At 71.4% G+C, this 14,941-nt stretch carries 13 protein-coding genes; 6 read left to right on the plus strand and 7 right to left on the minus strand.

Translation table 11 applies throughout. The annotated features are described in order from the left end of the window. Nucleotides 1-245: 245 nt before the first annotated feature. Both ACIBK1_RS11135 and ACIBK1_RS11140 read right to left on the minus strand, forming a co-directional pair. Entirely contained in the window at nt 246-884 is a 639-nt protein-coding gene (locus tag ACIBK1_RS11135; protein ID WP_030505623.1) for a response regulator, read from the minus strand. Continuing rightward, complete coding sequence (locus ACIBK1_RS11140; protein WP_396734101.1) at nt 881-2,914, minus strand: sensor histidine kinase; 2,034 nt, start codon at nt 2,912-2,914, stop codon at nt 881-883. The genes ACIBK1_RS11135 and ACIBK1_RS11140 overlap by 4 nt, the downstream gene beginning before the upstream one ends. A 144-nt stretch (nt 2,915-3,058) precedes the next feature. Here ACIBK1_RS11140 and ACIBK1_RS11145 point away from each other — a divergent pair, with 144 nt between their 5' ends. Beyond that, on the plus strand, nt 3,059-3,502 hold the full coding sequence (locus ACIBK1_RS11145; RefSeq protein ID WP_396734104.1) for a hypothetical protein: 444 nt from the start codon (nt 3,059-3,061) through the stop codon (nt 3,500-3,502). A 10-nt stretch (nt 3,503-3,512) separates the two neighbouring features. Here the strand turns inward: ACIBK1_RS11145 and ACIBK1_RS11150 are convergent, their stop codons facing one another. Both ACIBK1_RS11150 and ACIBK1_RS11155 read right to left on the minus strand, forming a co-directional pair. Then, complete coding sequence (locus ACIBK1_RS11150) at nt 3,513-4,241, minus strand: SAM-dependent methyltransferase (protein ID WP_396734107.1); 729 nt, start codon at nt 4,239-4,241, stop codon at nt 3,513-3,515. Nucleotides 4,242-4,384: 143 nt separating this feature from the next. Continuing rightward, nucleotides 4,385-5,608, minus strand: a complete 1,224-nt coding sequence (locus ACIBK1_RS11155) for a hypothetical protein (RefSeq protein ID WP_231513714.1) — start codon at nt 5,606-5,608, stop codon at nt 4,385-4,387. Between the two features lie 627 nt (nt 5,609-6,235). Between ACIBK1_RS11155 and ACIBK1_RS11160 the strand changes: the two genes are divergently transcribed. Then, entirely contained in the window at nt 6,236-7,789 is a 1,554-nt protein-coding gene (locus ACIBK1_RS11160; RefSeq protein WP_396734110.1) for a Re/Si-specific NAD(P)(+) transhydrogenase subunit alpha, read from the plus strand. Nucleotides 7,790-7,791: 2 nt separating this feature from the next. Next, nucleotides 7,792-9,198: a Re/Si-specific NAD(P)(+) transhydrogenase subunit beta gene (gene pntB, locus ACIBK1_RS11165; RefSeq protein WP_030505629.1), complete on the plus strand. Its 1,407-nt coding sequence runs from the start codon at nt 7,792-7,794 to the stop codon at nt 9,196-9,198. A 62-nt stretch (nt 9,199-9,260) separates the two neighbouring features. Here pntB and ACIBK1_RS11170 read toward each other — a convergent pair whose 3' ends face one another. Beyond that, a complete protein-coding gene (locus ACIBK1_RS11170; RefSeq protein ID WP_030505630.1) occupies nt 9,261-9,698 on the minus strand; it encodes an ester cyclase in 438 nt (145 codons plus the stop codon). 210 nt (nt 9,699-9,908) lie between these two features. Between ACIBK1_RS11170 and ACIBK1_RS11175 the strand changes: the two genes are divergently transcribed. The 3 genes from ACIBK1_RS11175 to ACIBK1_RS11185 are packed head-to-tail and all read left to right on the plus strand — an operon-like array spanning nt 9,909 to nt 13,209. Beyond that, nucleotides 9,909-10,472: a winged helix-turn-helix domain-containing protein gene (locus tag ACIBK1_RS11175; RefSeq protein ID WP_030505631.1), complete on the plus strand. Its 564-nt coding sequence runs from the start codon at nt 9,909-9,911 to the stop codon at nt 10,470-10,472. Beyond that, entirely contained in the window at nt 10,469-11,761 is a 1,293-nt protein-coding gene (locus ACIBK1_RS11180) for an MFS transporter (RefSeq protein WP_396734115.1), read from the plus strand. The genes ACIBK1_RS11175 and ACIBK1_RS11180 overlap by 4 nt, the downstream gene beginning before the upstream one ends. Then, nucleotides 11,758-13,209, plus strand: coding sequence for a hypothetical protein (locus ACIBK1_RS11185; RefSeq protein WP_396734118.1), 1,452 nt, complete (start codon nt 11,758-11,760; stop codon nt 13,207-13,209). The genes ACIBK1_RS11180 and ACIBK1_RS11185 overlap by 4 nt, the downstream gene beginning before the upstream one ends. Nucleotides 13,210-13,241: 32 nt before the next feature. Here the strand turns inward: ACIBK1_RS11185 and ACIBK1_RS11190 are convergent, their stop codons facing one another. After that, nucleotides 13,242-14,246, minus strand: coding sequence for a MerR family transcriptional regulator (locus ACIBK1_RS11190; protein WP_030505634.1), 1,005 nt, complete (start codon nt 14,244-14,246; stop codon nt 13,242-13,244). A 6-nt stretch (nt 14,247-14,252) separates the two neighbouring features. Then, nucleotides 14,253-14,915, minus strand: coding sequence for a HEAT repeat domain-containing protein (locus tag ACIBK1_RS11195; protein ID WP_396734121.1), 663 nt, complete (start codon nt 14,913-14,915; stop codon nt 14,253-14,255). Between the last annotated feature and the right edge of the window lie 26 nt (nt 14,916-14,941).

The raw sequence follows: 14,941 nt of genomic DNA on the forward strand, positions 1-14,941 counted from the left end.
CCGCAGCCGCTTCGGCGATATCTCAGAAGCCCCGCCAGAAACTCCGAATCTCCGTGTGCGCCGAGGAGAGGGCATGAGCCGACTGCACGCCTTGAGAAGCCGTCTCGTCGACGCCCCGGCAGTTCGCAGCGAGGACACGGCTCCGGCGGTGGCGCTGTTCGCCGAAAGCTTTCCGGACTCTCCAGCATGCTGGTGGATCCGTCATCGCGGTCAAGAGGAAGTGAGGAGGTGACAGGCGCCGCCCCCTACCGCCCGCCGAGGCCGGCGTCCCTGGCGCGCGCCACCGCCGCGGCGCGATCGGAGACGCCGAGCTTGGCGAAGATGTTCGACACGTGGTTGCGTACGGTCTTCTCGCTCAGATACAGGCGACGCGCGATGGCGTGGTTGGTGAGACCGGCGGCGACGAGGTCGAGCACCTCCAGTTCGCGTTCCGTCAGCTCGGGCACCGGCCGGGGCCGCACGGCCGACGCGGTGAGAGCGGCCAGCACCCTGCTTCCGGTCGCCGCGCCGAACACGACCTGTCCCGAGGCCACCGCCTCCAGCGAGCGCACGATGTCGGCGGGTGTCGCCTCTTTGAGCAGGTAGCCGCGGGCGCCGGCCCGCACGGCGGCGAGGATCGATGCGTCGTCGGACAGCATCGTCAGGGCCAGCACAGCCACGCCGGGATGCCGGGCCGTGATGCGGGACGTCGCCTCGATCCCACTCATGCCCGGCAGATGCAGATCCATCAGGACGACGTCGGGAACGACCTGGTCCACCAGCTCGACGGCCGCCTCGCCGGTGCCCGCCACACCCGCGACCTCCACCTCGGGCAGATCGCGGAAGAGCGCGACCAGCCCTTCGGCGAACACCGGGTGGTCCTCCACCACCATGACGCGGATCATCGGACCGCCAGCGGAAGCCGTACGACCAGGTGCGTGCCCGCCCCTGCCTGGTCGAGCAGTTCGAAGGTGCCGTCGAGCTCCTCGGACCGGCGCCGCATGGAGGCGAGGCCGAACCCGTTGCGGGCGGGAGCCCCCACCCCGACGCCGTCGTCGTCGACCCGCAACTCCAGAACGCCCGGCGCGCCGCTCGCCCGCAGGCTGACCGTGCACCGGGACGCCATGGCGTGCCGTACGGCGTTCGTCATGGCCTCGGCCGCGATCCGGTAGGCGGCCAGCTCGACCGGCGGCGGAAGGGCGGGCAGGTCGGGCGGGACCTCCACCTCGACCGCGAGGTCGCCCGCGAAGCCCCTGCCGAGCTCGGCCAGCGCGCCGGTGAGCCCCAGGGTGTCCAGGGGCGGCGGGCGCAGGTCGTTGACGATCGCACGGACGTTCTCGACCGTGCCGCGAATGCGGCCCGACAGCTCGTCCATCACCCGTTTGGCGCCGTCGGGGTCGATGTCCACCAGGCGCCGGCCACGGTCCACCTGCAGAGCGAGGGCCGCCAGCGTGGGGCCGAGCCCGTCGTGGAGTTCGTAGAGCAGCCGGTCACGCTCCTCCTGCCGGGCCGCAAGCAACCGCCCATGCGAACGCTCGAGATCGGCCCCGAGGCGGTGCGCCCGCACGGCCACCGCGACGTGCGGCGCGAGCTGCGCCAGCAGCGCACGGTCCTTGGGGCGCAGCCGCTCCCCCAGCACCAGCGTGCCGGCCCGCTCGCCCTGGTAGAGGAGCGGGACACTCTCAGTCGCGTCGGCGCCGACGCCGCCGGGGCAGCCCCAGGAGGCCACGACCCCACCCGGCTCCTCGACGGCCACGTAGTGGATGCGCAGGACCCGCCCGACCTCCGCGGCCATCCGCTCCAGGAGGTCGCCGGGCGCACCCGCGTCCGAGAGCCGCACACCGAGGCGGCGCAGCGCACGCGCCGGGTCGTCGCGATCGCCGTACACGAGGCGGTTCGCGGCGGCGGACACCCGCAGGTAGAGAGGGTGCACCGCGAGCGCCACGATCAGCGCGGATGCGCCGGAGCCGATCGCGTTTCCGAGCGTGGCCGCGACCAGGGCGTACGCGGCCAGCAGGGCGACGCTGACGGCGCCGAACGCGAGCGCGCGCGACAGCAGGAGATCGAGGTCCCAGAGGCGGTGCGCGACGACGGCCACCGACACCGCCACCGGCAGCGGCACGGCGGCGAGCGCCACGATGACCGGCCCCCACGGCACGAACAGGGCGACGCCGAGCAGGCCCACCGTCAGCAGCGCGGCGGCCAGCACCCATTGGAGCCGCCGTCGCACCTCCTCGTCCGCCGACCGGTAGCGGGCGACGAGCGAGCCGACCGCGGCGAGCACCGCGCCGACCGTGCACACCGTGCCCGCGGTCCTGAGGGCGTCAGGAACCCCGGTGAGTCCGGCCAGCACGCCGGCGTACCCCCGGGGAAAGAGCCCGGGGACCTGCTCGTAGGTCACCGGGCGGAGCATCCAGTCGAGCGTGTGCACCCCGATGCCGGCGTACGCCGCGGCGAGCGCGGGCCACCATCGGCGCGAGGGGAGCCTGCCGTCCGGGAAGATCAGCAAGAAGATCGTCGGGACCAGGAGGTAGGCGGGGATCCACAGCGAGTTGGACACCCACATCGCCCAGTCGTCCCCCGGCAGGCCGGCGCCACCACCGGCCGCGCCGTCGTCGATGCCGCCGCCGGTGCCGTCGTTGACGCCGTCGTTGATGCCGAGCAGGCCGTACGCGCCGAGGGCGAGCCCGAGCCCCTGGGCCGTTCCTACGGCCACCATCACCCAACCCACCCGGCTGCCCGGCCGCTGCGCCACCACGAACAGGCCGGGTACGCCGAACGACAGCGCCGCGACCGCGCGGAAGGCGTCGAACCGTTCGACGATCCCCGTCACGCCGAGCTGCCGCAGCCGGGGCTCGACGACCAGCGTCCCGAGCACCAGGACGAGCAGCGCGCCCGCCGCCACGGCGGCACGCCTGGCCGATCTATGCGTCATGAGGGGGATGTTGCCATCCGCGTGTCCCGTCGTCACGGGACGAGATGTCCCGTCGTGCGCGGGACCGGCGGCTCATGCCGGCCGGACGTCCCCTGCCGGACTCTCGAACCCGCACCCATTCACTGCGTTCTTCGAGGAGAGGACATGTCCGCACCCACCGCCACACCCGCCACCGCGCCCCCCACCGTGCCCGCCGCCCGCCCGCTCGCGTCCGCGCTCGTCGCCGGCGTGGGCCTGCTGATCGCCATGGACGTCGCCGGCGCGATCATCTCCCTGTCCGCCGGCCTCAGCCCGACCCTGCTCGACGCCCTCGGGCCGCAGGCGCGCCTGTCGGCCCCGATTCCCATGATGATCGCGCAGGTCCTGCTGGTCGTCGGCGCGACCCGGCGTCGCCGCGGCGTCGCCGTCCCGGCCTCGGCCCTCCTGATCGTCGCCGGAGTGCTCGCCTTCATGTCCGGCTTCTACGACGGCGGCTACGTCGCCGACCTCACGGCGGGTCAGCGGGTCTTCCAGATCGCCCTCGTCACGGCCCACCTCGGAGTCGGCGTCCTCGCGGGGTTCCGCCTGGTACGGCTGCTGCGCCGCTGACCGCCGGGGGTCACATGCGGCGGAGGAGCAGGGTGACGAAACCGAGGGCGCCCCGGTAGCCGCCGAGCCACATGCCGCGATGCTCCTTCATCACGGCGAGGGCCTGCTCACCGTCGGGGCCCGGGTTGTCCGCGGCCCAGCGCGCCAGCGTGCCGGTCCACGACCACTCGTACTCGTCCCACTCCGCCAGGTCGCTCACGTGGGCGTAGACGGTCAGCCACCCCTTGGACTCGGCGGCGTCCACCGTGCCCGCGAGATCCGGATATTCGCCCACGGCCTCGACGACCTCGGGAGCGGGAGGGCGTTCCCAGTAGCCCTCCCCCACGAGCGCGAGACCGCCGGGCCGTACGAACCGGGCGAGCGCCTCCATCGTCTCCGCGAGCCCGCCGAAGGCGTGCGTGGACCCCACGCACAGCGCCAGGTCGTACGGCTGGGCGGGCGTGAAGGCGTCGGCAGGCATCGTGTGCAGCGTCAGCCGGTCGGCCAGCCCTCGTCCGACGGCCGCCTCGTTCGCGGACGCCACGGCGTGCGGCGAGATGTCCACGCCGTCGGCGCCGGCGGACGGGACGAGTTCGAGCGCCCGGAGCGACCACTCGCCCGCGCCGCATCCCAGATCGAGGATGCGGGCGCCCTCCGGCAGCGCGGCCCGGCGCAGCAGCCGGTCGAGGTTGGCGGCCGAGACGGGCGCGGCGATGGGGTGATCACGATGGGCGATGGCGCTGAGCAGTTGTCGATCCACCCCGCGATCCTGTCAAGCCGGATGAAACATTCGCATCTGCATTTGTCTTCGCCCGCCCGCCCGCACGTCACCGAACCCGTACGCCTCCCCGGAGTGGCCATGGCGGCGGCACCACCGTGTCGAGCTGTCGTCAGGGCGGCGGTTCAGCCGGTCCAGGAGCTGTTGAGGAAGGACATCAGCATCGGCACCATGAGCGGGCCGATCACCGTGGCGTAGACGATGATGACCGAACGGTGACGGGCGCCCGCCCTGCCGACGAGCACCCACAGTGGCCACCACAGCAGCGCCGACCTGGGGATCGACATGTAGAACGTGGAGGTGACCAGCGCGCCCAGTTGCAGCCCGACGTAGACGAACTCGGCCCAGCGGCGGGTGACGAGCAGCCAGACGAGCAGCAGCACCCCGACGATCGCCGCCGCGATCTCGAGCCGGAACATCGGCCCGAACCCTTCGTCACCGCCGGTCGAGTCCCAGGTCGTGCGGAACGCCTCCCAGGGCCAGACCAGTGTCCGTCCCCATCCGGTCTGCTGCGCGTTGTTCCAGGCCAGCCAGTCACCCGTACGGGAGTACTGATAGGCGGCGTACGCGAAGAGCGGCGCGAACGGCAGCACCAGCCAGGCTCCCCGCCGCCAGCCCGCCCAGCCGTCCCTCCGGATGCGGCTCACCACGAACTCGACGATCAGGGCGACGGCCAGGAACAGGCCGGTGATCCGTACGCAGGACGCCCCGGCGGCCAGGGCACAGGCCAGCGGCCAGGCACGGCGGCGGGCCGCCAGCCAGGCGGGCAGCGCGAAGGCGAGGAACAGCGCCTCGGAGTAACCGGCGAACAGGAAGACGGCGGGCGGGCACAGCAGCAGCGCCACGACGGCCCAGCGGCCCGCACCGACGGGCCCTTCGACGTCGGCGAGCCTGGCCAGCGCCACCACGGCCACCGCGCCGGCCACGAACGAGATGATCAGGCCGGCCAGGATCCAGTCGCCGACCACCAGATGCACCAGGCGCATCGCCAGCGGCATGCCGGGGAAGATGGCCGGCAGCCCGGGGTCGGGCTCCAGCTTCGGATCGCCGTCGTATCCGAACTCCGCGATCTTCCGGAACAGGCCGACGTCCCAGTGTTTCCACCGCTCCAGCAGCGGGGCGTGGTTCTGACCGGAGACGATCAGGGCTCCGTAGACCGCCACGAGGAGCATGCCCGCCCTGGTGCCCACCCACAGCAGCAGGGCGTCCCGGACGGTGGCGCTGCGCCGCAGTGGTTCGGCGGCGGTCTCGCCACCGGGGAGACCCTTGTGCCCGGCGGCCTCCCCGTCCGGCCCGGTACGCTCCCCGCGTTCGGGGTCGTGCTCAGCTTCCTCGACGAAAGCCGTCACGTGCCGTCTCCTCTCGCACCTGCCGGTCCTCGCCGCGCGGGGTCCTATCGCTTCGGAGCACGTGTCCTTACGGCTCGAAGCGGGGTCCATCCCCGGACCTGCTACTCCCCCTGGGCCCCACACGGCGAGCGGCGGCCGCGCCATGATCGCCAATGATGCCAACCGCCCGAGGCCTCGCGCCAGGGCGGCTCCGGGGGCCGCCCGCGCGAGCCGCGGTGACCTCGGGTTTCCGCCCTGACGAGCCGGGGCGTCCGGCGCTTCTGATGAAAGTTGCAGCGCCGGGTGGACCGAACTCCCCTGAACGGCACCCACCGAACAGCGCACGCCGAACAGCACCCGCCGAACAATGCTCACTGAACAGCGCCACTGAACAGCGTCTCTGAACTGGGAGAATCGAGAACTCATGCCGTGTGGACAGCCGCCGGCAGGTACACCTTGATCCGTACGCCGGAAAGTCGGGACAATTTCCCCGATATTCACGTCAAATCGCATGCATCCCTTTCACCGCCGCCCGTACGGCGACGCGTGGCATGCCGCCGTTCCATACCACCGCGACCCACGAGTGAGCGGAGGACGGCGGCGACCGCAGGGTCGGCCAACCCGACCCGCCCGACAGAAAGGTTCGTGATGAGTCAATCAGCGCAACGCCTGGGCGTGGTCGCCGAATCGACGCCGGGCGAGACGCGCGTGGCGGCCACCCCGGCGACCGTCCCGCAGCTGGTCTCGCTCGGCTACGAGGTGATCGTCGAATCGGGCGCGGGCAGACGGTCGGGCTTCACCGACGACGCGTACGCCACAGCCGGGGCGCGGATCGCCGGCCGCGAGGAGACCTGGGACGCCGACGTCGTGCTCAAGGTGAACGCGCCGTCGGCAGACGAGATCGCGGCGCTGCACGACGGATCCACGCTCGTCTCCCTGATCGGCCCGGCGGCCGACGCCGACCTGGTCGACGCGCTCGCGCGACGGCCGATCACCGTGCTCGCGATGGACGCCGTGCCGCGCGTCTCCCGTGCGCAGTCGCTCGACGTGCTGAGCTCGATGGCGAACATCGCCGGTTATCGCGCCGTCATCGAGGCGGCGCACGCGTTCGGGCGGTTCTTCACCGGCCAGGTGACCGCGGCGGGGAAGGTCCCCCCGGCCAAGGTCCTGGTGGCGGGCGCGGGCGTGGCGGGGCTGGCGGCCGTCGCCACGGCGACCAGTCTGGGCGCGGTCGTGCGGGCGACCGACCCCCGTCCCGAGGTCGCCGAGCAGGTGCGGTCGCTGGGCGGGGAGTTCCTCGACGTCGGGGTCGCCCAGGCGGCGAGCACGGACGGGTACGCCCGGGAGACCTCCCGGGACTACGATCGCCGCGCCGCCGAGATGTACGCCGAGCAGGCCGCCGACGTGGACATCGTGGTCACCACCGCCCTGATCCCCGGGCGTCCCGCCCCCCGGCTGCTCACGGCCGGGCACGTGGCGCGCATGCGCCCGGGCAGCGTCATCGTCGACATGGCCGCCGCGCAGGGCGGGAACGTCGAGGGCACCCGGCCCGGGGAGGCGGTCGTCACCGAGAACGGCGTGACCATCATCGGCTACACCGACCTCGCGGGGCGGCTGCCGGCGCAGGCCTCGCAGCTCTACGGCACCAACGTCGTCAACCTCATGAAGCTGCTGACCCCTGGCGAGGACGGCCGGCTCGTGCTGGACTTCGACGACGTGGTGCAGCGCGCGATGACCGTCGTCCGCGACGGCGAGAAGACCTGGCCGCCGCCGCCCGTGCCGGTGAGCGCGGCCCCCGCTGCCCCCGCCCCGGTGCGGGAAACTGCGGCGGCGCCCGCCGGGCGACCGCCCTCGCCGCCCGGGCGGCGACGTCATCTGGTCACCGCCGCGGTCGCCGTCGCGCTGTTCCTCCTGACCGCCTTCTCGCCGAACGCGCTGATCGAGCACGTCACCGTCTTCGTCCTGTCGATCGTGATCGGCTACTACGTGATCGGCAACGTCCACCACGCGCTGCACACGCCGCTGATGTCGATCACCAACGCCATCTCCGGGATCATCGTGGTCGGCGCGCTGCTCCAGATCGGCCAGGGCGGCGCGGTCGTCGCCGTCCTGTCATTCGTCGCCATCCTGCTGGCGAGCGTCAACATCGTCGGCGGCTTCGCCGTGACCCGGCGCATGCTCGGCATGTTCACGAGGAGCTGACCGTGACCCTCTCCACGGCCGCGCAGGCCGCCTACATCGTCGCCGCTCTCCTGTTCATCCTCAGCCTCGCCGGCCTGTCCAAGCACGAGACCGCCCGCTCCGGCGTCGTCCTGGGCATCTCCGGCATGGTCATCGCGCTGGCCGCGACGGTCGTCCTCACCGCCGACGGCAGCGGAACGCTCGCGGTGGTCCTGCTCCTGGTCGCGATGGCGATCGGCGCCGCCGTCGGGCTCTGGCGGGCCCGGATCGTCGAGATGACCGCCATGCCGGAGCTCATCGCCATCCTGCACAGCTTCGTCGGCCTCGCCGCCGTACTGGTCGGGTGGAACGGCTTCCTGGAGGTCGAGAACGGGGGCGGGGCGCAGGCGGAGGTGTCCGGCTCGCTGCTGGGCGTCCACCACGCCGAGGTGTCCATCGGCGTGTTCATCGGAGCGCTCACCTTCACCGGGTCGATCGTCGCGTTCCTCAAGCTGTCGGCCCGGATCGACTCCCGTCCGATGATGCTGCCGGGCAAGAACTCCCTGAACCTGGGCGCGCTCGCGGCGTTCGCGGTCCTGACCGTGCTCTTCGTGGTCTCCCCGAACCTCGGGCTGCTCGTCGCGCTGACCGCCGTGGCGCTGCTGCTCGGCTGGCACCTGGTCGCCTCCATCGGCGGCGGGGACATGCCCGTCGTCGTCTCGATGCTCAACAGCTACTCCGGGTGGGCGGCCGCGGCGTCCGGGTTCCTGCTCGACAACAACCTGCTGATCGTCACCGGCGCCCTCGTCGGCTCGTCCGGCGCCTACCTGTCGTACGTGATGTGCCAGGCGATGAACCGGTCGTTCATCTCCGTGATCGCCGGGGGCTTCGGCATCGAGGCGGGCCCCGGCGGCGACCACGACTACGGCGAGCACAGGGAGATCACCGCCGTCGAGACCGCCGACCTGCTCACGGAGGCCAAGTCCGTCGTCATCACCCCCGGGTACGGCATGGCGGTCGCGCAGGCGCAGTATCCGGTCGCCGAACTCACCCGCAGGCTGCGGGAGCGCGGCGTCGAGGTGCGCTTCGGCATCCACCCGGTCGCCGGCCGTCTGCCCGGTCACATGAACGTCCTGCTCGCCGAGGCCAAGGTGCCGTACGACATCGTCCTCGAAATGGACGAGATCAACGACGATTTCGCCACCACGTCGGTCGTCCTCGTCATCGGCGCCAACGACACGGTCAACCCCGGGGCCGTCGAGGACCCGGACAGCCCCATCGCCGGGATGCCCGTCCTGCGCGTGTGGGAGGCGGAGAACGTGATCGTCTTCAAACGGTCGATGGCCACGGGCTACGCCGGGGTGCAGAACCCGCTGTTCTTCCGGGACAACAGCAGGATGCTCTTCGGCGACGCCCGGCAGCGCGTCGAGGAGATCGTCTCCGCGCTCTGACATGTGACCGCCTGCCGGCGGACACCGATGCGGGCCGGGAGGACGACGCCTCCCGGCCGCGGTCACCCGTGCTCGATCTTCGTCAGCCCGAAGCCGAGCTGGCTGTAGAGCTCCAGCTGGTCGAAGTATTCGCGGTGGGTGACAATCCTGTCGTCCTTGACGAAGGTCGAGCAGGTGGCGCGCAGGGCGATGTGACGGCCCGTTCCCTCTATCTCGCGCCCGTCCGGCAACAGGAATGGACCTTTATGGGTGCCGGTATAGGTCCACTCCGTGACGGCGGGGTTCTCACAGTCGCCGAGCTCGAACCAGGCCGTCACATGGAAATCCGGAAAGGCCGTGAAGAACTGCTGGTACATCCAGGCGATCTGCTCGTGGCCTTCCGCCACGCCTGACGGCGTCACATACACGGCGTTGGGGCTGTAGCAGGAGAGTATTCCCCGGATGTCGTGCATGTTGATCGCGTCGGTCAACCAGTGCTTGAGGTCCCAGAAAGTAGCCATAGGGCGCCCTCGATACGTCGAATCTCGGGTATTCAACCTACGCAAAGAGTGGTTTTCTCGTGGTTCCCGTAGGGCCTTGCCTTGGCAAAAGACGGCTCGCGTGCGTCCCCCACCACGTGCGAACGCGGCGTGTCCAGGTGGCCACGCGACGGGGCGTCCAGATACACAAGAGCAATTGCACAACAACTCTTGCACGTCTAGGGTGAGCGGGTGAGCGATCGTCCGACGCGTGAAGTGCGCGACTCGAAGGTGCTGGCCGCGATGTCCCACCCGCTGCGCCGGCGGCTGCTCGACATCCTGCGGGTGGACGGGCCCTCGACGGCGTCGGTGCTCGCCGGAAGGACCGGGCAGGCCGTCGGCAACATCAGCCATCACCTGAAGGTCCTCGCCGCGAGCGAACTCGTCGAGGAGGTGCCCGAGCTCGCGCGTGACCGCCGGGAGCGCTGGTGGCGCAGGTCGCCGGACGTCCTCAGCTGGTCGGCGTCGGACTTCCCCGACGATCCCGTGGCCGCGGCGGCGGAATCCCTCGTCCTCGACCGGCAGACCGCGCTCGTACGGCAGTGGTTCGCCGAGCGCGACGGCTATCCGGAGGCGTGGCGGCGAGCGGCGTTCACCACCGACCACTGGGCGAGGCTGTCGGTCGCCGAGCTCGCCGAGTTGGAGGAGAAGATTTTCGCCCTGTTCTCCTCGCTGGCCGACCGGGAGGTCCCCGACGACGGGGAAGAACGCAATCTGGTCTTCCTCACCGTCCGCGCCGTGCCGGGCCGGCCGTGACCACCACTCCGGACGTACGCGGCGGGCTGCCGGCGACTCGCGACTTCCGGCTGTTGTGGATCGGCGAGACGACGAGCACGCTCGGCAGTTCCGTCGGCGGCGTCGCGCTTCCGCTGGTCGCCGTCGTGACACTGCACGCCGGCCCCCTGACGGTCGGGCTGCTGACCGCGGCCGCGTGGCTGCCGTGGCTGCTGGTCGGGCTGCCCGCGGGCGCGTGGGTGGACCGGATGCCGAAACGGCCGGTGATGCTGGTGTGCAACACCGTGTCGACGGTGGTGTTCGCGAGCGTGCCGATCGTGGCATGGCTCGGTGCGCTGACGACGACGCACCTGCTCGTGGCGGCGACGACCGCCGGCGCGGCGAAGGTGTTCTTCACCCTCGCCTACCGGGCCTACCTGCCCGTCCTGGTCGAGCGTGAGCGGCTGCTGGACGCCAACGCCAAGCTCCAGGGCAGCGAATCGGCCGCGCAGATCGCCGGCCCCGGGCTGGCGGGGCTGCTCGCGCAGTGGTTCGGCGCGGTCAGCGGCGTGCTGGCCGACGCGGTCAGCTTCGCGATCGCCGTGGTGTGCCTGCGTTCGGTGCGCACGCGCGAGACCCGCCGGGAGACCGACGCGAAACGGCGGCTGCGCGCGGAGATCGGCGACGGGCTACGGTTCGTCGCGCACGATCCGTACCTGCGCACGCTCACCGCCTTCAGCGCGATGTCCAACATCGCCTTGATGGGCTACTCGTCGATCCAGATCGTGTTTCTCACCCGGGATCTCGGCGCGGGCGCGGGACAGGTGGGCGTCGTGCTGGCGGTGGCGAGCTCGGGCGGGCTGTTCGGCGCCGCACTGTCCGGCCGGATGGCCACGCGGTTCGGAACGGCGCGGGGGTTCCTGCTGTGCGAGGCGCTCGCCGCACCGATGGCTCTGCTCGGGCCGATCGGCACCGGCGGCGCGGGTCTGGTGCTGTTCGGCGCCGCGGGCTTCGGCACCGGCCTCGGCATCGTGGCCTCGAACATCCTGACGAGCACCTTCCGCCAGCACTACTGCCCAGCCGGCATGTTCGGACGGATCACCGCGAGCACCTCGGCCCTGAACTACGGCGCGATCCCCCTCGGCGGGCTGCTCGGCGGACTGCTCGGGGGCGCGATCGGCGTACGTGAGACCATGATCCTGATGGCCGTCATCCAGCTCCTCTCGGTCGCGATCCTGCTGCTCAGCCCGTTCCACCCCCTACGCGACTTCCCCACCCCCCGCCGTCCTGCCGGCCGCCCTGAACCGGTCCTTCATCGGTACACCGGTTGACCAGGCAGGGGACGGCACTGGGCGCCCTGGGCTCCTTGCTGGACAGGTCGCTCGCGCAGATCGCGGAGGCCTCGGCAGACGCGCGGACGTACGACCGGCGAACGATCAACGAGGTCGCGGACGCGTGGGACAACAACACCTTCCCTCTGTTCGACGCTGCGACCGCCCGCATCTCTGTCGGGCGGGAACGGCGTGCCCGCGCAGCCCTTGCGTGGATGGCCGAGCTCGGATCGGAGCGGCGGCGCTGGATGGTCGAGCAGGCCGCGGCGGCGGGGCATCCGGTGGAACGGTTACTGCCGCCGCCGGTAGCGAGACCCCTGCGCACCAGGGACTACCAAGGGCACGTGACTCCCTCGGTCATGCCACTGACGGCCGACGCCGCGCTCGAACTCGCGACCGACTACGACCTCGCCGCCGCCGAGGTCCGCTCCCTGCTGATCGAACGTGTCGGCACACGACTGACCGGGTCACTCGTCCTGGTCGCCTCGCGCCGCTACGACGGCGGCGCGCAGGCGGGAGATCCGCCCGAGTTGCACCTGCTGCTGGAGGATGTCACCGACGTACGATTCGACTCCGACGACCGGCGGGGAGCCGTCCTGCGCTGCCGAGCGGAGGAGACGGTCATCGGTGTCGGCGCGGGCGGAAGGCTGCGCGCCACCAGCGGCACTGTGTATCTCGATGACCCGACCTGGCGTCTTTCCACCGCCGGCCGTGCCGCCGACCAGCGGACCCCGCCTCGTGAGAAACGGCCCCGCCGCACACCTGAGCGACGGCGACCGCGGCCAGAGGCCGCGGCCCTGGTCGCCGCCAGGCTCGTGCACATCGTGATGCTGGAGATCCGCGTGGCCGGCTACGCCACCCACTACGCCGATCGGATCCCCGTCCGGCTGCTTGCCGGCGCGCTCGTCGGCGCGGGGACGGACATCCTGGACGCAGGCGCCCTCCGAGGCGGACGCCGCGAGAGAGCCTTCCGCGACCTGGTCGAGACGTGGATCGAGAACGGCGGTCCCGCTCTGGCACCCTGGTTCACCGATGAGCTACGTCAGGTCGCCAGCTCGGAACTGCTCCCGGACACCACCAGAGGATGGATCGAAGAAGTCACCGCACAGAGGGCGGCGCTCCCGCACCTCGGGACAGGGCAGGATCTCGACCCACCGCTGAAGGCTGAGCTCCGGCTCGCCGAGTACACAGCCGCACACACCCGTTACAAGACGCCGAGGGACTCCTCCGCCGTCGTGCTTCTCGCGCACCCGCCCACCGGAGAGTCCCCGAGCCGGAATTGGCGGCTGCGCGTTCTCGACGTGAACGACGTGAGCCGGTTCCGGCTCCGTTCCGATGCCTTCGGTGGCCCACACCAAGTGCGGACAGACGGGGAGACGGTCAGCCGGGAGTCCCTGATCCTCGGCCAGGGCTCGCTCGATGTCCGCGGGAGCAAACCCCGGCCTTGAGATAACCACCCGGTCTCCCCGGAGGAGATCCGTCATTGCGTGCCACGCAGTGTGAGCAGGTATGTCGCGGTGAGCGCGACGGCACGGTCGTCGTCGTTCGACAGGTCCGCCAGGGCTCGTGAGGTCGTGACCCCCGGGATGTCCGCGAGCGCCTGTGTCAGCCGCCGGCGTGCGGACGATTCGACGCCGCCCTGGGCGAGGCGGCCGACGAGCCCGGTGGCGATCTGATCCGCCAGCGCGGGATCGGCCGCCAGCCCGCTCAGCGCGTCGGCCGCGTCGACGTCGTTCGCCCCCTCGACGATCATGTCGATGAGCGTCGGCACCGCGCCGGCTGCACCGCGTGCCCCCAGCGCCAGAGCCGCACACCTGCGGACCACGACGTCGGAGTTCGTGAGAGCGTCCCGCAGGAGTGCGGTCGCCGCGTCGCCCGCGATCTCGGCGACGGACTGGACGGCACGCTTGCGCACCTCGGCCACGGGTGAGCCGAGGCCCTCCGCCAGCAGCGCCACCGCGCCCTCGCCCGATCGCGCCAGAGCCCATCGAAGGGTTCCGGCGACGTTCGGGTCCGTCTCGCTCAACGCCGCCTCGACCAGAGCCTCCACGGGCGCCGGAGCCTCGTCGGTCGAGGACAGGGCCGCGTGCTGGCGCTTGCCGGCGCTCTCCGATCCCAGGGCCTGGAGAAGTGCCACGATCCGGAGAACGTCCTCCCACCCGGTGGGTTCCGCGGCACCGATCCGGCGCAGCCGCGTGAGCAGCTCCGTCTCGGCCGCGATGCGTTCCCGCGTACGGCTGACGAGGTCGTCGACGAGTTCCGAGGGCGTGAAGCCGGGATCGTCCAGTGCGCGCCCGACTTCACGCAACGACAGCCCCAACGACCGCAGGCTCTCGATATGGAAGATCCGCCGGATGTCCTCGCTGGAGTACTCCCGGTAGCCGGCCTCATTGCGACCGGTCGGCCGCACCAGGCCGAGCGATTCGTAATGCCTGAGCATGCGGGCGCTGACCCCGGACCGTCTCGCCACCTCACCGATCAACACCGCCTGTCACCCCTCCTGGCCGGCCGTGCCGAGGACCGCGACGCGCTTCGCCTCCTCGATCGCGAACTCGAATCCCGCATCCGGATCGCGCAGCAGCCGTTCCGTGGCGATCGCGTGCCGGCGCACGCCAGGGTCCTGATTCCGCATCGCGCCGCGCAGGAACGGCACGACCACCTCACCGAGCCCGATCAGCGCCCGGCTCAGGCTCAACTGCGTCTCACGCCCGCCGCGTCCGAGCTGTGCCGCCAGCACCTCGGCCAATTCGCATTCTTCCTCCTCGGGCGCGAGTACGACCGCCGCCCGCCAGGCGCTCCGCGCCACCTCGTCGTCGGCGTCGGTCAGCAGCGCCCGTGTGATCGCCGGCCACGCCCGCCGATCCCCGATCTTGGACAGCGTGTGCAACGCCTGGCTCCGCGCCTGCGCACGCTCCGAACGAAGTTCGTCCACAAGCTTCGGAACCGTCATCGCCGACGAGTGGCGGGTGAGCGCCCACGTGAGCATGTCGCGCACGTAGAAATCCGGCTCGATCGCGCATCGTTCGATGAGCTTGTCGACGAGCCGCGGGTCCGGGTTCGTGCCGACCGCCAGCACCGCCTTGAGCCGCACCGACGAGTTGCCGTCCTCCAATCCTCGAAGAGCGCGCAACGTGTTCGTGTCGTCTTCCGGCATGGTCATCGCGACCACCTCCTCGGGCC

It is taken from the genome of Microbispora rosea (assembly GCF_044460045.1).
Classification (GTDB): domain Bacteria; phylum Actinomycetota; class Actinomycetes; order Streptosporangiales; family Streptosporangiaceae; genus Microbispora; species Microbispora rosea.

Bases quoted from the DNA above. Each gene is read 5' to 3' on its own strand.
- ACIBK1_RS11145 (WP_396734104.1), top strand. From the start codon at position 3,059: ATGTCCGCACCCACCGCCACACCCGCCACCGCGCCCCCCACCGTGCCC.
- ACIBK1_RS11170 (WP_030505630.1), bottom strand. From the start codon at position 9,698: ATGGCTACTTTCTGGGACCTCAAGCACTGGTTGACCGACGCGATCAAC.
- ACIBK1_RS11195 (WP_396734121.1), bottom strand. From the start codon at position 14,915: ATGCCGGAAGACGACACGAACACGTTGCGCGCTCTTCGAGGATTGGAG.
- ACIBK1_RS11135 (WP_030505623.1), bottom strand. From the start codon at position 884: ATGATCCGCGTCATGGTGGTGGAGGACCACCCGGTGTTCGCCGAAGGG.
- ACIBK1_RS11160 (WP_396734110.1), top strand. From the start codon at position 6,236: ATGAGTCAATCAGCGCAACGCCTGGGCGTGGTCGCCGAATCGACGCCG.
- ACIBK1_RS11140 (WP_396734101.1), bottom strand. From the start codon at position 2,914: ATGACGCATAGATCGGCCAGGCGTGCCGCCGTGGCGGCGGGCGCGCTG.